Annotated in this window: 15 protein-coding genes and 1 pseudogene; 6 read left to right on the forward strand and 10 right to left on the reverse strand. The window is 56.5% G+C overall.

Annotated features, from left to right (window positions below):
- Positions 1-46 precede the first annotated feature (46 nt).
- The 3 genes from FHN83_RS24390 to FHN83_RS24400 form a co-directional block, all read right to left on the reverse strand.
- Positions 47-787 (reverse strand): Slam-dependent surface lipoprotein, encoded by a 741-nt coding sequence (locus FHN83_RS24390; protein ID WP_139565237.1) that lies wholly within the window; start codon positions 785-787, stop codon positions 47-49.
- Positions 788-1,175: 388 nt separating this feature from the next.
- Complete coding sequence (locus FHN83_RS24395; RefSeq protein ID WP_139565238.1) at positions 1,176-2,288, reverse strand: PrpF domain-containing protein; 1,113 nt, start codon at positions 2,286-2,288, stop codon at positions 1,176-1,178.
- A complete protein-coding gene (locus tag FHN83_RS24400; RefSeq protein WP_218015340.1) occupies positions 2,285-2,788 on the reverse strand; it encodes a GNAT family N-acetyltransferase in 504 nt (167 codons plus the stop codon). Before FHN83_RS24400 ends, FHN83_RS24395 begins: the two co-directional genes overlap by 4 nt.
- A gap of 314 nt (positions 2,789-3,102) precedes the next feature.
- On the opposite strand from FHN83_RS24400, the gene FHN83_RS24405 reads away from it, so the two are divergent.
- Positions 3,103-3,594 (forward strand): DUF523 domain-containing protein, encoded by a 492-nt coding sequence (locus FHN83_RS24405; RefSeq protein ID WP_138369113.1) that lies wholly within the window; start codon positions 3,103-3,105, stop codon positions 3,592-3,594.
- 90 nt (positions 3,595-3,684) lie between these two features.
- Here the strand turns inward: FHN83_RS24405 and FHN83_RS24410 are convergent, their stop codons facing one another.
- Both FHN83_RS24410 and FHN83_RS24415 read right to left on the reverse strand, forming a co-directional pair.
- A complete protein-coding gene (locus tag FHN83_RS24410; protein WP_139565239.1) occupies positions 3,685-4,176 on the reverse strand; it encodes a GNAT family N-acetyltransferase in 492 nt (163 codons plus the stop codon).
- A gap of 70 nt (positions 4,177-4,246) precedes the next feature.
- Entirely contained in the window at positions 4,247-4,666 is a 420-nt protein-coding gene (locus FHN83_RS24415; protein ID WP_039028559.1) for a translesion error-prone DNA polymerase V autoproteolytic subunit, read from the reverse strand.
- 244 nt (positions 4,667-4,910) lie between these two features.
- Here FHN83_RS24415 and FHN83_RS24420 point away from each other — a divergent pair, with 244 nt between their 5' ends.
- The 5 genes and pseudogenes from FHN83_RS24420 (at position 4,911) to FHN83_RS24435 (ending at position 7,633) form a co-directional block, all read left to right on the forward strand.
- Positions 4,911-5,102: a hypothetical protein gene (locus tag FHN83_RS24420; RefSeq protein WP_138369115.1), complete on the forward strand. Its 192-nt coding sequence runs from the start codon at positions 4,911-4,913 to the stop codon at positions 5,100-5,102.
- A 219-nt stretch (positions 5,103-5,321) separates the two neighbouring features.
- The gene (locus FHN83_RS24425; protein ID WP_138369116.1) at positions 5,322-6,047 is read left to right on the forward strand and encodes a hypothetical protein; all 726 of its coding nucleotides are present in this window, start codon (positions 5,322-5,324) and stop codon (positions 6,045-6,047) included.
- Between the two features lie 18 nt (positions 6,048-6,065).
- Positions 6,066-6,242, forward strand: a pseudogene (locus FHN83_RS29040) (helix-turn-helix domain-containing protein); the annotation flags it as partial.
- Positions 6,243-6,956: a LysR substrate-binding domain-containing protein gene (locus FHN83_RS24430; protein ID WP_255296472.1), complete on the forward strand. Its 714-nt coding sequence runs from the start codon at positions 6,243-6,245 to the stop codon at positions 6,954-6,956.
- Between the two features lie 149 nt (positions 6,957-7,105).
- Positions 7,106-7,633, forward strand: coding sequence for a helix-turn-helix transcriptional regulator (locus FHN83_RS24435; RefSeq protein WP_139565240.1), 528 nt, complete (start codon positions 7,106-7,108; stop codon positions 7,631-7,633).
- A 42-nt stretch (positions 7,634-7,675) separates the two neighbouring features.
- On the opposite strand, the gene FHN83_RS24440 is transcribed toward FHN83_RS24435, so the two are convergent.
- The 5 genes from FHN83_RS24440 to FHN83_RS24460 all read right to left on the reverse strand — a co-directional run bounded on the left by FHN83_RS24440 (position 7,676) and on the right by FHN83_RS24460 (position 22,869).
- Positions 7,676-8,863 carry an OmpP1/FadL family transporter gene (locus FHN83_RS24440; RefSeq protein WP_139565241.1) on the reverse strand — a complete coding sequence of 396 codons (1,188 nt, stop codon included), beginning with the start codon at positions 8,861-8,863 and terminating at the stop codon, positions 7,676-7,678.
- 224 nt (positions 8,864-9,087) lie between these two features.
- Positions 9,088-10,203 (reverse strand): BamA/TamA family outer membrane protein, encoded by a 1,116-nt coding sequence (locus FHN83_RS24445; RefSeq protein ID WP_139565242.1) that lies wholly within the window; start codon positions 10,201-10,203, stop codon positions 9,088-9,090.
- Positions 10,200-11,816 carry a mechanosensitive ion channel family protein gene (locus FHN83_RS24450; protein WP_039028553.1) on the reverse strand — a complete coding sequence of 539 codons (1,617 nt, stop codon included), beginning with the start codon at positions 11,814-11,816 and terminating at the stop codon, positions 10,200-10,202. Before FHN83_RS24450 ends, FHN83_RS24445 begins: the two co-directional genes overlap by 4 nt.
- 107 nt (positions 11,817-11,923) lie before the next feature.
- Positions 11,924-21,616 carry an autotransporter-associated beta strand repeat-containing protein gene (locus tag FHN83_RS24455; protein WP_139565243.1) on the reverse strand — a complete coding sequence of 3,231 codons (9,693 nt, stop codon included), beginning with the start codon at positions 21,614-21,616 and terminating at the stop codon, positions 11,924-11,926.
- 257 nt (positions 21,617-21,873) lie between these two features.
- Complete coding sequence (locus tag FHN83_RS24460) at positions 21,874-22,869, reverse strand: HAD family hydrolase (RefSeq protein WP_039028551.1); 996 nt, start codon at positions 22,867-22,869, stop codon at positions 21,874-21,876.
- Position 22,870 lies beyond the last annotated feature (1 nt).

Consider the following 22,870-nt stretch of genomic DNA (forward strand, 5'->3'; position numbering starts at 1 on the left):
GCTTACCATCTGAAGGACCGGTCAGCCAGGCTGACCGGGAAACGATTTATTGACGTGTCGCGCCAAAGGAAGCGTTTTTAGTGGTGTCTGCAAACTGCGCCACACCGCCTAACTCTTCAGCCGTGGGACCATTGAAATGGCCGGTGAACGTTCCCGCCTGCCCGCCGGATTGCGCATTACCGGTGAAACCCCCGTTGGCAATGTTGCCCTGCATCGCAATTTCGCTACCAAAGGTATCATTTCCGGCAATGGTGCCGTTGATGGTTTTCGCAGCAAAATCAATGTTAAAGCTGGCATCGCTCAGGATATCTTCACGCATACCGTGACCCACATAGGTCGCCGTTCCCTGGGTTGGCACGTTAGCCGCGAGCGTGGCATCCCCGGTGTAGAAGACGTCATGCTGCCCTTTTTCAAACTGTGTCCAGGTACCGAACGTGGTGTAACTCATACGGCCACAGCACCATGACGTTGAGGAGACCGGGGAACGGTCGTCACGGGTGAGCCGCTGAGTTTGCACCAGGCCCGCAGAGATCCCGGTGCCGCGCATAACATATTCACGGCCCTCAGGAGTGGTGTAGGTCCAACCGGAAAGGGTACCGCCGGTGGTCAGGCTGACCGGTGCCGTGGCCGGGGTTTCCGGCGTGGTGCCCGTATTGCTGTTATCCGTTTGCTCAGGCGCAGTGGTTACCGGGGGCGCGCTGTCGCTACCACCGCCCCCGCCGCCGCCGCCGCCACATGCAGTCAGTACAAAAGCGGTCAGTAATAAACCAGGTTTTAAGATCCCCATACGCTAAACGTCCTTGGTTGTGAATAAATTCGCATGATTTGTAACATAATTTTTGCGAATGAATTTACGCCAAAACATTCAGCATCTCTAATGAATAGGACTTATTCCCGTTAATTATAAGATTAATCTTAACAACAACTTAAATAACCTCACGCCTGCGAATCTGTTAACCGGCGTTAATTTGACTTAAGGCGATTAATTAGCGCTTTTTATTATGTGCCCTTATTTACCCGATGTTCAGATACCAACAGGAGGGGATATACAGTTAAAGAGATAATTGACGACTCAGGATAAGGCAGACGATACGCATCGGGACTAAATCTGCACTCAGTAACGGTCCGCTTTGTGCCAGAAGCGGACGCCGTGAAGGTGCTCATACATTCGAAAATTACAGCTGTTTTATGGTCCTGGCTAACAACAATTCACCACGCATAATAGTGCGCATCGTTCTGATGACAGATGTGCGTAGCACATCACCGACTGAGTTGATTTCAGCATGCACTGCCAGGGTTCCGGAAGGATGGTGAATGAGCACATCACCGTTTCTCTCAAGAGTTCCGATCTCAGAAGCCACAGTTCCTTCGATACAGACAGCTGCGGCAAGTGCCATTGATGACGTCACCGGCGCTGCTCTGTGGGGACGGTCGCAACTAACATATCTCGCCCTCACACCAGAAAGGCCATCTTCGGGTGGTGCGATAACAATCACGTCCGGAACATTCGTTTTAATAAAACGAGCGTCATTTTCGGTGTGACAGAGCTTCATCAGTAAAGAGGCTTTTATACGCAATTCAGCCATCCTGTCCGTATAGTGCCTGTCACCCAGCAGGGTGCGGTAATCCTCGTTTCCCTGAATGCCTGCATCTTTTGCGCTGATGATGACGCAAGGAACAGTAACATCCAGTAATGTCGCCTGAATTTCTCTCCCGTCGTCAAAAGCGATTGCATCAGATTTGTTGCCTGTCGGGAAAAGCCCGCGAGACATTGACCCGGCAGGTTCAAGAAATGAAAGCCTGACCGGGAAGTGCTTACCCGGCACACCGCTGATGGCGACCAGTTCATGTTCTTCCGCTTCAGGGTTGAATTCTGAAACAATAATTTTATTGGTATTTACGTTATAGATATTCACGGTCCGGACACCATTGCAAATATCTATCCACCCTTGCTCACAGGCGAAAGGCCCTATGGCAGAAGATATGTTACCGCAGTTTGCATCTGTCAGCAGGTCGCCCGTCAACGGATCTATCTGAAAGAAAAAGTAGTCAACGTCGGCATCTTGCCGTGTTGATTGGGAGACGACGGCAATTTTAGACAGAGAGGTAATTCCGCCTCCCATGCCGTCAAGCTGTGTAGCATCAGGGTCAGGGCTGCCAATTACCGATTGAAAAATCGGCTTCCACAGCGTTTCATCATCCGGAAGATCGTTCCGTCTGAAAATAATCGCCCTGCTTGTGCCACCGCGAACGTAAGTCGCGGGTACGGTGTTCGTTCTGAAAGTCATTGCAGGTCACCTCCCGTCGATTCAGAGGGCTCCAGCATTAATTTCATGCCGAGATGTGAATCACTGAATCCAAGGGAGTTATAAAATGCGATGGCGCCAGCACGCTTGCGATCGGTCATAAGCTGAACGATATGGCAACCTGAGCGCGTTGCGGATTCAATAGCATAGTTGAATAATTGACGGCCAATAGCTTTGCCACGGAACCCTTTTTTCACTCGTACACCTTCTATCTGGGCTCTCAGACTTCCTTTGTGGGTCAAACTCGGCAGGAGTGTTAACTGAAGCATGCCGACAATTTCAGACTCAATTTCTGCAAGAAGAATATCATTGTCAGGACAGGCCTGGATTCTTGTGAATGCCCTGGCGTAAGCGCTGTAGGATGTATTGTCATTCATTTCGCGGGTTGAGCCCAGCTCATCATCGAACAAAAGGTCGATAAGAACCTTCAGGTCATTTTCATCCGCGCAGCGGTAAGAAATAATAGCGTCTGTTTTTCTCACTAGTCCTCACTCTTAAATTTCTGCCAATAAGCGAGGACTATATTCGTTCAAAGCAGAATCTGACCAGGCTTAAATTTGTAAAGGGGACAATCGGCATAAGCCGTTTTATTGCTGTTTTGCATGTCTCGTGCTTACTACGCATTGTTGATCGGGTCAATCCAATGTCCGCTCCTCGCTCAAAGCAGACTCTCAGCCCCACGCCCCCGTCCACTCCGTGTCAGGCGTGGACGTTCTTACGTTGAAATCCTTTCATTTATGAGGATGGAGCAAGCTGTTACAATCCTTCGTCTTTTTCATCCCGCCCCCCAGAAATAATGATAAATAAAATATTGGTCAGTGCTTGTCTGATGGGCCTCAAAGTCCGTTATAACGGAAAAGAGAAAGCGCAGATGACTCATCAACTTGCCCGCTGGCAACAGGAGCAGCGCCTGGTGATCCACTGCCCTGAGTTAGCGGCCGGGCTACCTGTTCCGAGACCACCTGCAGAGATTGTGTCGGCTGATGGTAAAGACGTAATGTGCGGACAAGCCAGAATAATTGAAAATACTGGAAGGGATGTTACGGAGCATTATCAACTTGCAGCCTGGCTGGCTCTGCAAGCAGCACGAGAATCCGGGTGCACTGCTGCATTGTTAACTGATGGTAGTCCAACGTGCGGAAGCCAGTTTATCTATGACGGTTCTTTCCGTAGTCAGCGTAAACCGGGTATGGGAGTGGCGGCATCGCTGCTCTCCGAACATGGCATTGCGGTATTTTCAGAAACGCAGTTTGCAGAGCTTGTGAGCTGGATTGAAGAACGGGAATGAAGGGTTCCCCAGGTTTAAGCCGAACGGTATCAGATTCGCTTTTCGTTCAGGATATGCCTGCCGGGCTCGCGCCGCGGCAGGCGGTTTACATCAGAGCGTCATCATCATTTCATGCCAGGCCATGCCGCCGTGATCGGAGGCGGACGGCCTGATGTACTGGTAGCCAAAGTGGGCATAGAGATCGACGTGGCGATCCTTGCACATCAGGTGAAGGGTCTTTTTATTCATCGCTCTCATCTTCGACACGAATTCACGCATCAGCAGCGACGAATAGCCTTTGCCCTGGTAAGCCGGGTCGACCACCACGGACATAATCACCGCGTTTGGCGCCGCGGGATCGTGCCCCACCAGCTCCTTAAACTCTTCGTCGGACATCACCACATCCCACGCGCAGCCCGCATTAATAAAGCCGATGACTTTGCCATCCAGCTCCATGCAGAGGAAGCCTTCCGGGTAGCGGTTAATACGGGTGGCAATTTTTTCACGCGTTGCCGCTTCATCCCCTTCATAGGCGGTGATTTCAATCTCAAAGCAACGATCGACGTCAGCAGGGGTTGCCTGGCGGAATACCGGGGTGGTCATGTTTTTACCTCTTCATCGTGTTATGGCCGACAGGTTACCTTTTCCTGAGTGCGTGTGCGTCAGAATTTGGCTAATCCGCTGACTTAACGATGTAGGTCACCACCCCAAAGATATCGAGAGAGTCCTCACTGCCCACAAGGATCGGCGAATAGGCGCTGTTCATCGGGTTAAGCTGCACCCTGGGCCTGAGCTGGAGGCGTTTTACCGTAAATTCCCCTTCCACCGCGGCGATAACAATATCTCCGTGCTGCGCGGTTCTGGCGCTGTCGACAATCAACAGATCGCCGTCGCCGATGCCGGCATCAATCATCGAATCCCCCGCTGCCTTGACGAAATAGGTCGAGCTGGGGTGTTGAACAAGCAATTTATTCAGATCGATACGCTGCTCAACGTAGTCCTGGGCCGGACTGGGAAAGCCGCACTGCACCACATCGCTGAAAAGGGGGAGCGCAATCACCTCGCGCAGCGCTGAAAGTTGGTAAAACTCCATGATTCGTTCCTCGAATACTGTTTTTATATACAGTAGTCGTGACGAGAGGCGCAATCAAGTCGTGGGCCAGCAACGACAGTTTATTGCTTAACCGCTTCGCTTATAAGTGATTATTACAGCTAGAAATATTTGTTTTGTAAATGTTTTCAGGACTGGTGCGCAGCGATTGTTTCTGCAAAGCCCGGGGGATCGACTATTTTTTAATTTCAGACACCGGTTGTTTATCTGCTGAAAGGTAAATCCCATGCTTCCTAAGCTTATCGTTCTCGTCGTCGCTTTACTCTCCGTCAGCGCGCAAGCGGGTGCTGACAACACGCCCCAACAGACCGAAAATAAGGCCGAGGTTATCACCCAGAACAGTGGCGATAAGGGGGAGTCTGATCATGAAAGCGTGGTATTCCTGGCGCAAGGCATGAGTGGATTTATTGGTTTTTAATGCAGAATTAGATGTGATGTACGAAATAAGATATCCTGTCGACTTCAGGACATTTACATCATCAGGCATTTACCAATGAGCATAATCGATATTAACAGGATGAAACTGTTTTTATGGCGTAAATATTTACCTTTGTTACAAAGTCATAGCGCCGCGAAAGGTACACCATACGACTATTATTCCGTTTTTTTAAAAGATGCAGAAAATAATCGTTATATTTTGCAGAACATACAGGACTGGGATAACGCCCAGGATGCCTCTTTATCATTATCGTCGCTGTATCAGAATGGCAATATTGTAAAAAAACTTGTCGATATTCCTGAGATGGACGCCGAGATCGTCCATTACAAAAAAAATTATGCGCAGACTTATAAAAGCATTATTGCGTTTGCGCTCGATCGCACCCTGAAGGTTATTACGCTAAAGACGCAGATTGCCCGCCTGAAAGGCAGAGTGATTTCAGGCGCAAAATCGGATACCGAAACCATCAGCCGTGACCGTTTTAATTTACTCAGGCTACTGGTCGCCAGCTATGTTAATCAGCGGCCCTCACGCACCGCGTCCGGGTTTAGTGTGGATGAGGTGATCGCCCTGCTGTATGGCACGCTGTGGTATAAGCACATTAAAAATGAAGCCTTCAGACGAAAAATAAAACTGCTGCTGGAGTCGCTGGTGATAAGCGGAGATTTAACCGAAGACCAGGGTATTTATTACGTTCAGGGTCAGGCAATCACCACCCTCGTTGAGTATGAAAAAGAGGATCGCCGGGTTACTCAGCAACAAAAGATGCACAAAAATATTGTCCGCTTTATGTTCGTTATTACCGTTGCCACCTTATTGATTATTCTGGTGTTGCTGGGCATGGCCGGGATCGTCGATTTATCTGCCATCTGGCAAAAAATCCTGCAAATTAAACCGGTCCGGTTTATGCTGAAATTCATCTAAAAACAGGAAGTGACGCCAGTGGAACACAAGTTTGATATCAAAACCTTAAGAACCATTCATACGCTTTGCTCCTGCGGCAGCGTAATGCAGACGGCGAAGCTCCTGGGCGTCTCTCCCGGCGCCATCAGTTACACCCTCAACAAAGCGCGCAAAATCACCGGTTCGGCCCTCTTTTATCGTTCCAGAACGGGGATGGTGCCGAGCAGCCTGGCAGAAGAGCTCAGCCAAAAATATCAAAAAATAGTCAACGAACTTGACGTAGAGAGCGTCCTTTCCGCAACAGAGAAAAATATCTTTACCGTCAGCTGCTATTCCGTCCTTGAACTGCTGCTGTCAACCGCGCTAATTGCTACCACGGAGCAGCTCCCGCGCATCAATTTTTGTTCAGCCATTGAAAACGATGAAGCCAGAATAGCCAGGATCAGAAATAAAGAGGTGGATATTGATATTGGTACCCGTCTTCCGGTGAATAACTCCATCATCCAGCTTAAATTTTTCACCAGCGAAATCTCGGCCATTGTCCGGCACAACCATCCGGAAATCGGTGAAATATTTTCCCTGTCTGACTGGACGCAGCATCAGCATGCTATCTGGTCCCGGGGAATGCATTTGATCAGCGACAGCGTTGAACAAACCAACCGGTTTAATGCACTTTTCCAGACGCGTAATGTCGCCTTTGTCGCCAGCAGCACGCTCAATCTGGTGATGCTTTGCGCCCACAGCGACCTTATCATTTTGTTACCAACGTTAATTGCAAAAAATATTCAGCCCCTGCTCCCGATAAAAGTTCTGGATGTTCCGGCAGAACTTGATATGTCTTATGAGTGTTATCTTCATTATCATCACTCCCTCGCCACCAACCCCATGCTGGGAAAATTAATTCAGCAGTTTCAGTCTACGGTGACATAAGGCCAGAGGTCATAACTTCAGTAATTACAGGACAATTCAAATAATTTAAATCGAGTATTTAAATTTTCGCGGCCGTTTTAATTTTACAGCCCCCTCCTTCATCTATAACCTAGCTGCTCCCTTTTAACTCTCTATAACTCGATATTATTATGCGTACTGTTTTCTTAAGCGATAATTATTATCTTTGTTCAGGCATTCATTGCTCAAAGCTGAATACTGTATTTATGAGTAATGATGCAGATCTGGACCAGCTGGATGAGTTGGGTACATTTCGGGATGTCATCATCGCTATTGCCCACGATGGCCTGCGTAACCAGGTTATTAAAAAAGTAAGGCAGGAGAAATCCAGATATATTGTTTTACTGAACGAAATTGAGGCTGATTGCTACATCAAAATAGATAACATCATTTACTCATCGTTGCGCTTTACCCTGCAACCGTTGCAGCATCTGATCAACTTTTTTCCTCACTTCAGGCAGCATCACTTTACGCGCCGGGAATACGACGTGCTGAAGCTGGTTCACCTGGAGAATCATAAAATTGCCAGGCGTCTGAGCCTGTCGCAAAAAACCACCAGCACCTACCGTATCAAGATTCAGGAGAAGCTGAACATGCGAGCAAAAAATATGCTCGCTATGCACAGGGTCAGATCCGCCATCATCGACCCGTCATTGTGACAGCAGTTTGATAGCCACTCCCGCCAGGCAGTGGCGCGCGCCTTAAAACTGATAGCTGTAGTTCAGGCTGGCAAACCACAGGTACGGATCGTCATAGCTGCCTTTCAGGATCGCCGGAGACTGCACCCGGGAAGACTGCATATGCAGATACGAAACCGCGAAACCAATATTGCTTTGCGGTGTTATCTGATATTGCGCGCCGGTGGCGAAACGCCATTCGTCGCCGGTCGGGAGCGACAGCGCCACGTCACTCTGCGATTCATAGATGGTGCTGTCAAACGCCACCCCGGCATTGATACGCCACTGCTCTGTCGGGCGATACTGCACCCCCAGCGCCGTGTGCCAGGAGTCTTTGAGGCGGTTTTTCTTGTCGAGATCCTGCCCTACCACGGTAATTTGCGGGCTACCGAACTGGCTCCAGTCCTGCCAGCCCAGATCGCCCATTACCGACCACGTCTGATTAATATCATGCACCAGGCTTAACATGATCTGCTGCGGAGCCCTGACCTGCGCCGAGATCGGCAGATCGTATTCAACGTTCGGCAGGTTCGGGAAGCGGGCCTTGCCGTCAATATCAAAGTCATATTCGGTTTTACTGGTCCAGGTGATCCCCGCCCGGGTCTGGTCGGTGAGTTCCATCAGTAATCCCAGGCGATAGCTCATGGCCCAGTCGTGATCTTTTTCGGTTTTATCATCACCGTCGACGTTGCGCGTCAGCGAGAAGAGTCCGTAGTTAACGTTGACCGAGCCGCCAATCGACACCCGGTCGTTCAGCTTATAAGCCAGCGAAGGGCTTAGGGTCAGAGCGACCATTGCGCTCTTCTTGAGAAGCCTGTCGCCCGCCCACTCACCGTAGTCGGTCGCCAGGCCGTAGTTGCCGTACATGCCGATCCCGGCATACAGATCGTCATTGATTTTTTGCGCGTAAAAGCCGCTGGCATTGGGGAACGCGCTCATGATATCGCCCGGGCTTTTTCGGCCGGACTCGTTATCCAGGGTGTAAGGAATGTTCCCGTCCATCATCTGCACGCCGCCGGTGAACATGTGATCCGGAAGGCGGGTCATCCCGGCCGGGTTGGTGACAATGGTTGAGGCATCCTGGGCGCGCGCCGCCTGCCCCGCACCGGCAAGGGCCGTATCTTCCGTGCCGATTTCGTAGAAGTAGAGACCACTGGCATGGCCCGTCTGGGCGAAAAGCAGCCCCAGACATATCACTGTCAATTTTTTCATTTGCCACCTGCTTATTGTTGTCTGTTTAGTAAACGTAAATAGCGCCCCTGCGCTCACCCTTGCTGTGTCCCTGATAAACCGGAGCAGGGATCTTCCGGGGAAAACGCGGAGATTTCTTCAGAAAAGCCTTAAACGGACTGAAAACCGTCCCCTTGCGCTGTTTCGTGCCGCGCTCACATGCCAGGCGGCACCATGACCTTAGTCCTTCTCATAACCATTCTCTTTTACAGGCCAGACCCCACGTTGAAATAGACCGCCTGCTCGTGATCGCTGAAGGCTACGTCCACCCCGGTATGTAACCCGTACTGCCGGGCAATCAGATAGCGAAACCCGGTGCCCCAGGCCACTTCTGCGCTGGTGTAGAGATCGCTTGCACGATCTTCGGCGCTACCGGCCCCGACAAACCCCTGCACAACCCAGCGCGGCGTCACCTGCCAGCCGAGCTGGGCCTGCACGGTGCTGACATCCTCGCCCTGATAGCGATAGCTGGAGATCCCCCGCAGCTTGATATAGGGGCGTGCCATCGGCGGCAGGTGTTGATCCTGTTGGGAGAGCATTTGATAGTTCCCGGCGAGCGACAGCGTCCAGGTGGGGTTCAGCGGCAGGAAAACTTTGCCGTCCAGGGTCAGCAGATCGTAGCGGTAATCGCCTCCCAGGAAGTGGCCGTAAAACTGGTACTCACCGCTGAGCGAGACCCCTTGCCCCGGCCAGAAGAAGTTATCGGTGGTGTCATATTCCGCCACCACGCCAAGCGACGAAGAGGTGCTGTCATCTCCCAACACACGCTGCCACACGCGATCGATAACCGGATTGTTTTTGGCGGCGATATCCGCCTTGCTCCAGGACTGGGACGCACCGAGAAACACCGGCGAATCCCCGACGCGGAACAGCAGTTTGTGCATGCCGCCGTAGCCCTGGGTTTCGGTGTTGATGGCTTTGTTGCGGCTGAACCCGGCGACATCGCCGGAATAGATATCAAGATTGATATCGGCATAGCCGCCAGCAATGAGATAGCGGATATGGTCCTCCTGCCAGGTCCGCCGGTGGCCACCGCCGACAAACCAGGTGCCGTTTTCAGTGCCGCCTCCGCCGAATGCCGTCATCGCCGGAGGGATAAATCGCCCGTTAGCCTGGGTGCCTTTCCCGTGCAGAAACAGGCCAAACAGCCCGCCGCCGTAGCCGATGGCGGGCTCGGTGATCACCACCGGGATCGGCAGAAATCCGTAAGGCTTATCCTCAAGGTTATGGCTCATATCCAGCATGCCGTCTTCAGGATCGATCAGGCCAGCCGACGTGGCTTGCCCGCAACAGAGTGCAGTCAGCAGCAACAGCCGCTTCATCCTTTATCACCGTCGGGAGCCGACGCGGGAGCCGGATACCAGTTCTCTTTCGCCACCATCACCGCGCCCTCTGGCTGCATCACGAAGTTTGGCGACATGATCTGCACGTTAAACTCGTTGAACACGTCCTGTATGTGGCTGTGCAGTTCGTTGCGGGCCATCGCCAGCGACTGGCCCGGCAGAAGCCGGACCTGCAACTCATAGGCGATATACCAGTCCATCAGGCTCAGCTGGCGCACCAGCGGCGCGTGGGTATGATCGATGCCCTGCGCCCGCTTGGCGGCCAGCTCCAGCATGGCGTGGACCTGCCGCCAGGGGGTGTCGTACCCGATGGTAACGCCCACCGTCAGGTTCACCCCGCCGTCCGGGTTCTGCACGCTGAGGTTGGTGATTTTGCCGCTCACCACCACCGCATTGGGCACCGTCACCACGTAATTTTCCCGGGTGATGATCTTGGTGGCGAGCATGCCTATCTCGCTCACCTGCCCCTCGTTATCCCCCACCCGGATCACATCGCCTTTGCGCAGCGCGCGGGAGTAGGTCAGCACCAGACCGCTCATGGCGTGGTTCATCACCCCCGCCGATCCCAGGGTGAGCATTAAACCAAAGAAGACGCTGATCCCCTTAAAGGCCAGCGAGTTGGCACCGGGTAAAAAGGGGTACGCCGCAGAGAGGGCAAACAGCCACACCACCACCGAAATCAGCTTGCGGGTGGCGCCGACGGTTTCCGGGTGGATCCCCGGCAGCTGCAGCCGCCCCGCCTCTACCTGGTTCAGGACCACTTTCAGCAGCTTGAGGATAAACGCGGTGATAAGAAAAATGAGCATAACGATCAGCAGCCCCGGCAGCGCCGAGACAATCGACAGCGCCATCTGCCGCAGCACGCGCATCGACCAGTCGCCGAGAGAGGTTCCCCATACGCGGGTCCAGGGGAAGAGGCTGAAGACCCAACTTAGCCAGAAATAAAACGCGACGATCCCCAGTAAAATCATCAGCAGGGCGTACAGCCGCGTTTCGATGGCACCGATAAAACGCCGCCAGCGATGCGGGATCCAGCTACGGTTCTCAATAATCCGCTGACGATAAAAACGCCGCACCCAGCGCCAGGAGCGGTATGCGCCATAACAGAAGAGAATGAAGACCAGGAATCCCGCCGCCGCTTTTACGGTGGAGAGCGCCAGCCAGCCGGAATCATACTGATCGCGCAGGGCCATACGCTGGGCTTCCATACGGGCCAGCACCCGCTGGGCGGCCTGATCCAGCGTTAAATCATCCCCTTCGTCCAGATCCCCCTGCGCCAGCAGCATCACCGGTTTGCCGTTCATGACGATCAGCCTTCCCTGCTGGTTGTAGCGTGACACCGTCACTATTTTGAGCGGCTCACGCACGTCCTCCTGGGTGAAGTTGCGCAGCGTATTGCGGATACGCAATACCCGCTCCTCGGGCGTGGTCAGGCCAAACTTCGCCTGCAGCATGACGATGGGTTGATGAAAGATATAGACGGTGCGGGCGCGCTCCTGCTCGGTGGGCGCCTGACGCGGTTCCGCTGCGTGCGAAATAAAAGCAAAACCAGAGAGAAAACACGTTAACAGTACGAGCAGGATCCTGTTCATTTCCACCACCCGAAACGCGCAATTATCGTTATTTTTCAGACTGCCCGCGAAACGGCCGGTCTGTGCTCATTTGAGCGTAGACCAGCGTTTCGCTAATGCAATACCACTCAGAAACGGATCTTCATCCCCAGCGAGGCCGAGATGTCGGCATCGAGACTGGTTTTGCCGCTGTTGTCCCAGGTTTTGCCCACTTCGGTGTAGGCCTGAACGTCGTCGGTCACCATCCAGGTGGCACCCACTGCCGCCTCGGTGGCGGAGAACTGCTGGTTGGCCTTCAGCGTGGTTTTGCCGTTGCTGTTGGCGGTATTGCGGTAGGTCACCTCATCCTGGCCGTCGGTCAGCTCCTGCCAGTAGTTCACCCGCACGTACGGCTTCACTATGCCGTGGTTGGTGTCGTACTCCGCGGTGAGACGCGCCCCCAGACGGCCAATCACCGCGCTGTCGGCCTTGACGCTGACGCGGGTTTTGGCCGGATCCTTGAGGGTGACGTCATCGAAATCACTCCACTGCCAGATCAGCTGGGCCTGAGGCTCAAATGCCCAGCCGGTATCGCCAAAGTACCAGGGTTTACCCACTTCCACGGAGGCGGTCACCGAGTTGCCGTCCGGGTGGTAGGTTTCATGGTCGGTCATGTTTTTCAGATCGACCGAGTGATAGCCGTACTGCAGAACGTTATCGACGTACAAGCCGTCGGTGTCGGTCCAGGTGGCATAGCCGCCAAGGTAGGTGGAGAAGGTGGAGTTATACGCCGCCCCGCCGCTCATCCCGGTATTGCCGTCGATGGCGCTGTCGATATCCATAAAGGTGGTGTACATCCCGGCACGCCACTTGTCGTCCTGCCACAGATCGAGCCCCATCTGCATGCCGTTGTACTGGCTGTGGCTGGTGCTGCCTGTGGCGTCATCCAGTTTCTGATCGACGGTTTTGGTCAGGTAACGCGCCCAGAAACGTCCCTCCTGGTCGGCAGGGTTGTCCGCCCGGTAAGGCCGCTCGTCGCCCTGGCGCAGGTGCAGGGTGCCCAGCACAAACAGGTCCGCCTGACGGATGATCGACGGTAATGTGTCAAAGCCCGGCACGTCCGGACGGTAACCGGCACGCAGGAACCAGTCTTCGCCCGCGCCGTTGATATCCCCCGCAAACAGCTGGTACTCCCAGGCCCCGGCGGTCAGATAGTCGGAGCCGAGGGTGAAGGCGTCTTTGGTGGTTTGCGCCGTGGTGACGCCGCCGTTGATAGCATCGACCACCAGAATGCCGTCGCCCTCGGTGGGCTCCCCAAGCCGGCTGACGTCGATATCCAGCAGGGTGGTGCCGCTGGCGGTTCCGCCGTCGATCACCAGATGGTCCGCCACGCCCGGGCTGTTCTGCTGGGCGGCAATTTTCAGCGTGCCGTCGAGGCCCACATAATCGCCCTGCACCGTCAGCGTCGAGCCCACATCGCCGCCGCGCAGATTCACCGTGCCCTGGTTCACCAGGTTCGCCACGGTCTGATTATGCCCGCCGGTATCAAGCAGACCGTTGCTGCTGACAATATGGCTGGAGGCACTGCTGAACCGGTTCTCGCCACCTGCCAGTAACGTGCCGTTTTCCACCAGCGTATAGCCGGACCACGTGTTGAGCCCGTTCAGGACGGTAGTGCCCTCACCGCGCTGAATAAAATCACCGGTGCCGCTAATGATGCCGTTAAGATCCAGGGTGTTAGCGCGATCCACCACCAGCGTCGCCAGGTTGACGATATTCCCCAGCACGCTGCCGCTGTTGCCGCCATTCCCCAGCTGCAGGGTACCGTTACGGATAGTGGTATCGCCCTGGAAGCTGCTGTCCTGCGTAAGCGTCAGGGTGCCGTCACCCTGTTTCGCCAGATTGCCGCTGCCGCCTATCGCCGTGAGCAGCGAGACATCGTTGCCGTTGGTGTCGATCGCCCCGCCGTCCCCGGCGAGCGTCACGGCGCGGGCGGTATCAAACGCGGCACCGTAGCGCAGCGTACCGCCGCTGAGGGTGATGCCGGTGCCCGCAGCGCCGAGGTTCGGATCGCCGGAAACCTGCAACACCCCGCCGCTGATGGCGGTCCCGCTCTGATAGGTATTGCTGCCGTTCAGCACCAGAGTGCCGAGATCGGTTTTATTCAGCCCGCCGCTGCCAGCAATGAGAGAGTTAATGGTGGCGGTATAGCCTGCACCGTCCAGGGTGCCATTGCCGACCCGCAGAACGGTGTCGGCGGTGTTGGTGGTGATCACCCCGTCGTTAATAACGTAGCCGTCAGTCATAAACTGCGCGCCGCTGATGGTCACCGCCCCGAGGCTGTTATCCACCGTCACGGTGCCGGACTCGCCGCCAAATACCGCGAAGGCGCCATCGCTGAACGGGGTGTTAAACGCCCCTTCCGGGTTAGTGCGATCGGTGGTCCAGTTATCGTTGCCGTTGCTGTTCTGCCAGACGCCGTTACCGCCATCAATCACGTCGTTATTTTTCAGCGACCCGCCCGCGCCGCCAAAGCCATCCCAGAAGCGCATGGTGTACCCGGTGCGGTTCACGAGGTTAACCTGGCCGTCGATTGAGGTCTGGACATAGAGATCGTCTACCGCCGCGGGAGCCGTGCCGATCTCCAGAATGTTGTTGGTCAGGGTGCCGCTGTAGTCGATCACGCGATAGACGCCGACGTCAAAATTCCCGCCAGGAGTCTGGGTGATATTGAGCTTGCCGTCGAGGTTCAGGTCACCGTTCACCGTCAGGAGATCGTTCAGCGCCCCGCCCGGAGTGCCGGACTGGCCGAACTGGAAATCAAGCTGGGCATTCTGCGCCAGCGTCAGGCTGCCCATGGTGAGTTCCCCCACGCTGTCCAGCGTTGCGCCCGGCGTCAAATGGCCATCATCCGCCACGCTGACGCTGCCGCCCAGGGTTCCCGCGCCGCCAAGGGTAGCCCCGGCATCGACGGTCGCCGCCCCGGAGGCCGCACTCTGGTCGCCGTTGACCAGCAACACGCCCTGCTGAACCGCAGTCGCGCCGGAGTAGCTGTTATCCCCGGTCAGGGTCAGGGTGCCGCCGCCGGTTTTCACCAGCCCGCCGCCAATGCCGCTGATAATGCCGCTGATGGTGTCGTTCAGGCCGAGGTTACCTTCCGTCAGGGTGGCCGCGCCCAGGTCGACGTTCCCGGCCCCGGAGAGGGACCCGATAGCGGTATTGCCTGCGGAGCCCGCCAGCGTGACGTTACCGCCCGCCAGGTTACTGATGCGTGCTGACGCCGCCTGGGCATTGCCCGCGAACGCTACCGTGCCGCTGTTGGTGGTCAGGCTGGTTCCCGCGTCGGCGCTGCCGGAGAGCAGCATTTGCGAGTCAGCATCGACGTTAATCGTTGCCGCCCCGCCGCTGCTGGTGTCGGTCAGTTCAAGGGTACCGTTGGTCAGATTGATGGTGCTGCCGTCCGCCGTCGCCGTATCGTTAAAGGCCAGAGTGGCGTTGTTGACGTCAAACAGATGCGACTGGGCCGCGCTGTCGTTGTTCACATTGAGGCGCGCCGCGTCGGTCAGGCTCACAGTGCTGTCGGCCCGGCCCAGCGCGCCGGTGGCGTTGGCATTGACGGTCAGGGTGCCGGTGCCGTTTTTACCGGTGATCGTGGTGTTCCCCTGATACGTATTCGCGACGTTAAGATCCAGCACCCCATCGCCCGTTCCGGTGGAGCTGTCTCTCACCGCCAGCGGGCCGTCGCCGCCAATGCCCCCCTGAGAGGCGAAAGTATTGCCGTACACGTCAAACGTACCGCCCGCCACGCCATCGACGATAAACAGGCGGTCGGTGGTGTAATCCGCCCCGGTCTGGAAGGTGGCGCCGTTCTTGAGGAACACAAAGGTTCCGGCGTCGCCGAGGCTGGAGTCTTTGGACACCTGCAGGGTGCCGTTCCAGACTTCGGTCCCGCCGCTGTACTGGTTGTCGCCGTTGAGGATCAGACGGCCCGGATCGGTTTTCAGCAGGCGGATCGCCCCGTCGGCATCGCTGTCCTGCACCAGGTCAACGTTGAGAGTGGTGTTCACATCCGCACCCGCCGCGCCATCCCCGACGCGAATGGCGAAGTAGCTGTCGCCGTGGGTTCCGCCTACCGCGTCATAGCTGTTATCCGGCGTGATCACGCCCGCGATGCCGGTGGACACCATGTGCAGCTGCGAATCCTGGTTGATCAGATCCGGCGTCAGCACATAACCGTCGGTCGTAAACTGCATCCCGCTGGTGATGACATCGCCAAAGGCATTGCTGACCAGCACGGTATCGGCATCGCCCTGGAAGACGGCAAAGGCGCGCTGGGACCACGGGGCGTTGCCGACGCCGTTGCTCTGGGTCCAGTTGTTACTGGTGCCAGCAATTAAGGCGTTCCAGGAGCCGAATCCGCCATCGACAATGCCGTTGCCGGAGGTGCCGTCGCCGTGGTTGGTGGCGTTCAGATCGCCGTCCCAGAACTGGAGCTGGTTGGAAGGCACCACAAAATCCAGCACCAGGTTGACCTGACTGGCGATGTTGGTCTGAATGGCATACTGGTTGGCATCGTTAGGCGGTAAGGTGCCGATGTCCATGGTGTTATTGATCAGTGCCCCGCCGTAGTTAAACAGGCGATAGACCCCCGGCAGGAAGCTGCCTCCCGCGGTGAGCGCCACGTTCACCACCCCATCAAGGGTGAGATCGCCCGCTACCGTCACCAGATCGTTCAGCGCCCCGCCCGGAGTATAAACTTCCCCCAGCTGGAACTGGCTGTCGGTGTCGCTCGCCAGGGTCAGGTCGCCGTTGATGGTCAGCTCGCCGGTGCCGTTTCCGCGGGCATCATCCCCCGGACGTAATACCGTGCCCGTTTCAAAGACCACGTCGCCGCCCAGGGTGCCGTAGCCGCCGAGGGTGGTGCCGGACTGCACGGTGGTCAGCCCGGTACCGGTCTGCACGCCGTTGATCAGCAGCGTACCCTGCTCAACGGTGGTGGTTCCGGCGTAGCTGTTATTGCCGCCCAGACGCGTCACGCCGCTGCCCAGCTGGCGGAACGCCCCGCTGCCGGAGATAACACCGTTTAACGCCACGTCGTCTGAACGGTTGACGGTTAACAGCCCGTTGTCGGTGATGTTGGTGGTGGTGGATAAGCTCCCGGTGGTGCCGCCGTTGCCCAGCGCCAGCTCTGAGTCCGGGCCAATCAGCGTATTGCCGGTGTAACTGTTGTCACCCAGCAGGACGGTGTCGCCGCCGCCGATGCGCTCCATGCCGCCGGAGCCGGAGATGACGCCGCTGTAGGTCTGAGCCCCTGCGCCGTCAAAGGACACCAGGCTGTTAGCGCCCATAGTGGCAATGTTGTACTGGCGAACCGTCGCCTCGCCGCTGGTAACGGCATTATCCCCGGTGCGCAGCGTCGCCCCGTTGTTGACGTTGATCTGCGATGCGCCAGAAAGGGCAAGATCGTTGACCACGCGGATATCGGTGGGATCGCCGTCCAGGGTCAGGGTGCTCCAGCCGGTGCCGATGTTGGTGCCCGTTGCCAGATCGTCCGCCGCCAGCGAGCCGATATTCGCCGACCCGGCATTGCTGTGGGTGCCGTTAAAGGTCAGGGTGCTGTTGGTGCCCCCTTCGCTCAGCACGTGGCGAACGCGGGTCATGCTCACATCGCCAAAGGTGGCGCTGTCGTTGCCGTCGGCCCCGGTGAAGGTCACGCCGCCCGCGAATTCGCCCGCCGTAAAGCCAAACTGGTCGCTGCCGCTGCCGAGGGTGATCTCCCCCTGGGTGGTTCCGGCGTTGATGTTCATCACATCAACGCCGCTGCCGGTGAGCACCACCTGCGCCGTGTCGCTGGCAGCCCGCAGCGTGCCGGTGTTGACGACAGTGTTATTGGCCGTACCCGAGGCATCAATAACCGTCGCGTCCTCGCTCTGGCTAATGATATTGCCGGTATTGGTGATGCTGCGGCTGGCGGCGGTGCCGTTCAGGGCAATCAGCGACTGCGCGTTAGTGGTGCTGGTGGAGGTGATGGTGCCGCTGTTGCTGAATGCCGACGTGTTCTGCGCCAGGATGGTGCTGCCGGTGTCGCTGCTGGTGGTGATGACCCCGCTGTTGCTCAGGCTGCTGGCGTTGGTCGCCTCAATCGCCGCCCCGGCGGTTGACCCCATGGTGATGGAAGTGCCGGAGTTCACGTTGCCGGAGGTGCGCGCCAGCACCCCGGTGCTGTCGGTGCCGTTACCGTTGATGGTGTAGCCGGTGCCGATGGTCAGATCGCCGGTGGTTTGCGAGCCGTCCGCCTGCATAAAGGCAAACCCGCTGCCGCTGCCCGCCACGTTCAGGACGTTGCCAGTGCCTTCTGCGGTGAAGGTCACCGCCGTGCGAATAGCAGGGCCATCGCCGGAATTAATGGTCACGTTGTTCAGGTTGATGTTACTGGAGCTGGCATTGTTGTTGATGCCCGCCCCGGTTCCGGTCACGTCGATGGTGGTGTTGCTGGCGTTGAAGGAGGAGGCTCCGGTGCTGTCGATGCGCACCCCGTCCGCGCCGTTGCTGGCGGTGATCTGGTTCCCGGTGCCGTTGACGGTGAGCGTCGCTCCGTTACCCGCCAGCTGCACCGCCGCCAGGCCGCCGTTGGCGGTGACTGTGCCGAGCTGGCTGACCGTTGCGCCCGCCCCCTGCACCCGCAGGCCGATGTTACCGCTGCCAGCGGCCCCCGAAACGGTGATCGCCCCGCTGTTGTTCAGCAGACCCGCGTTCTGAATATCCACGCCAATGTTGTTGGTGCCAGCGACGCTGACCGGGGCGGTGACCGTGGCCTCGCCGTTGTTGTGCAAAATAATCCCGGTACTGCTGTTCCCCAGCAGGTCAATCGCCGCCCCCGCATTCAGGGTGAGATTGCCGAGGTAGCCGACGTTATACCCCACAATACCCGTCTGCCCGGCGGCAGAGGTGATGACCGCATCGGAAGTGACGCGGGTTAAGCGCGGATCGGGATCGATAGTGGCGTCGATGTTGTAGTTACGCCCGTCCACCAGCACGGCGGTGGTGTTATCGCCCGTCAGGTTAATCGCCCCGTCGGTGATCGCCCCGTTGGCCCCGCCGGTCACTTTGACCCCCACCGCACCCGCGCCAGAGACGGTAATGGTGGCATCCCCGGTGGTTAACTGGGTGGCGACGTCATCCGCCGGATCGGCATTGTTCAGATCGTCCACGCCGTTGGCAAAGACCCCCGTCGAGCCCTGGCCTGAAACGTTCAAATCGTAGCTGCTGCCGGTGCCGGTATCGCCGTTGAAGACAGCCCCGTGATCGACGACGAAGAGAATCGACTGGGTCTGGGCGCTGTCGGTAATGGTGGCATTGGTGATATTGATGCTGGAGCCCTGGCCCCAGGCGTAATAGCCGATTTGCTGCGAGTTCTGGAACGACAGTGACGCATCTGCCCCGATATCAATGGTGGCATTGCCCCGGGCGTGCACGCCAATCGCCCCCGCCGATAACAGGCTGATATCGGAATCCAGCGTCACCTGGGCGGCATTGTTGTTCAGGCCTTCGGCATAGACGGCATAGTTGCGGTAGGTGTAAGGCTGGTTATCGGTGCCGCCGGTATCCCCCGCGCTGCCCACCACAATCTCGCTGCTGGCGGTGGAGTTCAGGGAGGCGTTGGCGGACTGCGCCAGGATATTCAGGGCGATGTTGTTGTCACCATCAACAAAAATATTCCCGTTGTTGGTCACCACCCCGCCATTGTCTTTGACGTACATGCCGTAGTTGGCGGCAGCAGAGGTCTCGCCGGTCGACGTTGGCGTCAGGGTACCCAGCACGTTCAGCTGGCCGTTGTTGGTCGCCGCCTCGGTGCCGCCCTCAACCAGCATCCCTGCGGCATTGCGGGTGCCGGAGAGCAGCGTGATGGTACCGTCGGCAGTGTTCTCCATGTTGCCCTGGCCGGTGGTGTACATCCCGGCGCTTAACGCCCCGCTGCCCACCAGATTCACCGCCTCCGGGGTCTCCCCGGAGATAACAGGCGTTGCGCCAAGATAAATTTGCCCGGCGTTGGTTACGGTGCCCGTTGACTCACTGTAAATCGCATACCCGGCAGCCCGTCCATCGGGGTTACGGCTGTTACCCGTCAGGGTAATAGTGCCGGTATTGCTGAGGGTACTGTTACCGCCAACGGCCATCCCCCATGCGGTACGGGAGGCGTTATCCGTTACCGCAACATTGATGTAACCCTGGTTGGTGAGCGTGGCGTTTGTTACGCCAACCATCCCTACGCTACCGGCGTTGCTCACATTCTGGTTAACGCCGTCTTTCTCAAGGAATAGCCCGGCGTTAATCACCCCGGTATTCAGCGCCGTGCCGTAACTGGCCAGCATCGCCGCCGAGGTGGGGCTGCTGCCGCTACTGCGCCAGGCGTTGATGGTGCCGTTGTTGACGATCGCCCCGCCGTCGAATGCCTCCATCACCGCCGAGGCCCCATCCACGGCGAGGCTCGCGTCGGTGGTGACGGTGCCGGTTGCGCCCGTGCCGTTGGCATAGATAACCCGCAAGTCTCCGGTGCCGAGGGTGGCGTTATTGTTATGCGCCAGTCTGTCTTCCCAGACGTTATAGGTGAGATTAATTTGGGTGCTTTGCGCCTGGCTGAGTAACCCGGTGATGATGCTGTTATAGACGGTCTGGGCTTCTACCGCCGAATCAATTACTTCGCCATCCACCTCAGCACCCGCGGTCAGCCAGTACTGAATTTGCGGGCTTCCGGCGTACGCGCCCTGGCCGGTGAGGTAGTTATTTACATCGGCGATGTCATCGGAGGAGGTGATGTTAAATTCGCGGGTACCCACCTGAATCACCCGCCCGCCGGGCAATTCGGTGTAGTTCGGTAACGTCAGGGTGTAGTTATACTGGGTACTTTGCGCCCCCACGCTCTGCGCTTGCGCACTGACCACCGCCGCAGGACGGAAATGAATGTAGTTATCGGACAGCCAGTTCACTGCGCTGGTAGCGGTCTCTCCCGCATCGGCCCGCGCCAGGGTGGAGTTTTTGGTCAATAGATCGAGAGTGTTTTCCGCTGCGGCTATGGGCGTTGCGCCGTTGGTATCCGCCCCGACGTTAATGTTCGCCGTGCCGCCATCATTCCCCACCTCGGCGATCCCAAACCCATTCATGATCCGGACGGAGTTGGGGTCATACACCGACAACTGCATGTTCCCGACGGGGGTATCATCCGAGGAAACAAAGGTATTTGAGTCGTAAATACTGATGACCTGGAAGCTGCCGTCCAGTCCGGGAACCTCAACGTTGAGCTCCTGATCCTGCTGCGGGTTGGCCGGGTTTGGCGAATAGGTAAACTCACCGATATTGGCTGAAGTAATAGGTGTTTCGACCCCCTGCGAATCGGTGGCCGTGATGGTCAGGATGCGATCGCCTTCGGGCGCAACGGCCCCGGGCAAGGCACTGGTTACTGCCACCGTGCGTCCGCTAACGCCATTCCCGGCAGTGACATCCGGCATTACCGGTATCGGCCCGAGAATATTCAGCGTGGTGCCCGGCGCATAATGATTCGGTAAAACCTCATTATCGATGCTGAATGCAATGCCGGTGTTAATGACGGTATCGAAGTTATAAGCAGGATCGGTTGAGAATAAATAACTGGGGTAAACCGAAGCCCAGTTAACATCGTCAGCAGAAGCGACACCGGATAAACCGAAGAGTAATACCGGAGCGGCGCGGGTGACCAATAAGCGGCGCCGACAACGTTTTGATCCAGTATGCGAAGTAGAAAGTTCACCTACCGCGACAAAACAGCCTGCCACATGGCTCCATACATGACGATATATTTTGTTCATAACATACCCTGTCTAACCCAATAGTTTGAAATCTATGGAAATACGCGGAAAAGTTAAGAAACATTCAGACAATGAATATATTTAGGTTAGTCGAATAAATTTATTTTACCTGGCAGAAAGCCCGGTAAATTCAATACGAAAAAGTAATGAGGAAGGGAGAAAAACTACGCATTATTCAGAGTACATCCACCCTGAAGCCCTCTTTTAAATCGACCTGAATAAGGCTGATAGTAAAAGAGGGGGAAACAGGCCAAAGGCTATTTTTTACACAGCGCCGGATCGAAAACGGTCTTCCAGTCTTTTTGCATATCCACCACCGTCCAGCCTTTTTCTTTCGCTACGCTTAAGCCCTCTACCAGTTTTCCGCTGGCAGGAGGATGGCTGTCATAGGCATATTCCCGATCGGCATCGGTATGATGAACAATAAGCCCAAATGTTCTGTAATCCGGATTGGCCGCGGTGTATTGCATCATGGCTAAATCACCGTCGCTGTTACCGAAGGCGGCCACCGGACGTTGCCCCATAAACAGGTGGATCGCCACCGGTTTGGCGGCGGCATCGTCGTTGAAAGCACCTTTCATGGTTTTGCGCAGCTGGGTGCCGTTATCGGTCAGCGTAAAGTCGCTGAGCGCAAACGAGCCGACCACCTGCTCAGGCGGAATGCCGTACATTTTATTACTCAGCACCCGCATAAAGTCGATTCCGCCGCCAGAGATGATCCAGGTCTTAAAGCCGTTCTCCCGCAGATAGTCCAGCAGCTGGCGCATGGGCTGGTAGCCCATGGTGTCGTAGCGGCAGCCAAAACGTTGATCGCGCTGGTTATCCACCCACTGGCTGACGCGCTGGTCAAACTCCTCGGTGGTGATGTCACTGTGCGTTGCCGCCAGAATCTGCATCAGCCCTTTTTCACCCGAGGCGGCGACCGCCTTCAGGTCGTTATTCAGCACAGCGCCCAGCACCGGATCGTTCTTCCATTCCGGATGCTGCGGCGCAAGGCGTTTGACTTCATCCACCGCAAACTGCAGCTGGAACGTCAACGGCGCTTCAGGCCACAGGGTGCCGTCGTTATCAAACACCACGTAACGTTTGTCCGCCGGAATAAAGGTTGCGCGGTCCTGATTCGTGGCATTTTGTACCCACTGCACGATAGCGTTTTTTGCTGCGGTATCATTCCAGGCTGAGAGCGGATCCGCCGCATGGGCACCGCTGACGGCACCAAGCAGCAGCACGCTGAGCATTAACTTTTTATTCATC

Source organism: Leclercia adecarboxylata, assembly GCF_006171285.1.
GTDB classification, from domain to species: domain Bacteria; phylum Pseudomonadota; class Gammaproteobacteria; order Enterobacterales; family Enterobacteriaceae; genus Enterobacter; species Enterobacter barmai.

Bases quoted from the DNA above. Each gene is read 5' to 3' on its own strand.
- FHN83_RS24420 (WP_138369115.1), top strand. From the start codon at position 4,911: ATGCTTCCTAAGCTTATCGTTCTCGTCGTCGCTTTACTCTCCGTCAGC.
- FHN83_RS24410 (WP_139565239.1), bottom strand. From the start codon at position 4,176: ATGACCACCCCGGTATTCCGCCAGGCAACCCCTGCTGACGTCGATCGT.
- FHN83_RS24455 (WP_139565243.1), bottom strand. From the start codon at position 21,616: ATGAACAAAATATATCGTCATGTATGGAGCCATGTGGCAGGCTGTTTT.
- FHN83_RS24415 (WP_039028559.1), bottom strand. From the start codon at position 4,666: ATGGAGTTTTACCAACTTTCAGCGCTGCGCGAGGTGATTGCGCTCCCC.
- FHN83_RS24450 (WP_039028553.1), bottom strand. From the start codon at position 11,816: ATGAACAGGATCCTGCTCGTACTGTTAACGTGTTTTCTCTCTGGTTTT.
- FHN83_RS24460 (WP_039028551.1), bottom strand. From the start codon at position 22,869: ATGAATAAAAAGTTAATGCTCAGCGTGCTGCTGCTTGGTGCCGTCAGC.
- FHN83_RS24445 (WP_139565242.1), bottom strand. From the start codon at position 10,203: ATGAAGCGGCTGTTGCTGCTGACTGCACTCTGTTGCGGGCAAGCCACG.
- FHN83_RS24390 (WP_139565237.1), bottom strand. From the start codon at position 787: ATGGGGATCTTAAAACCTGGTTTATTACTGACCGCTTTTGTACTGACT.
- FHN83_RS24405 (WP_138369113.1), top strand. From the start codon at position 3,103: ATGATAAATAAAATATTGGTCAGTGCTTGTCTGATGGGCCTCAAAGTC.
- FHN83_RS24395 (WP_139565238.1), bottom strand. From the start codon at position 2,288: ATGACTTTCAGAACGAACACCGTACCCGCGACTTACGTTCGCGGTGGC.
- FHN83_RS24440 (WP_139565241.1), bottom strand. From the start codon at position 8,863: ATGAAAAAATTGACAGTGATATGTCTGGGGCTGCTTTTCGCCCAGACG.
- FHN83_RS24435 (WP_139565240.1), top strand. From the start codon at position 7,106: ATGCGTACTGTTTTCTTAAGCGATAATTATTATCTTTGTTCAGGCATT.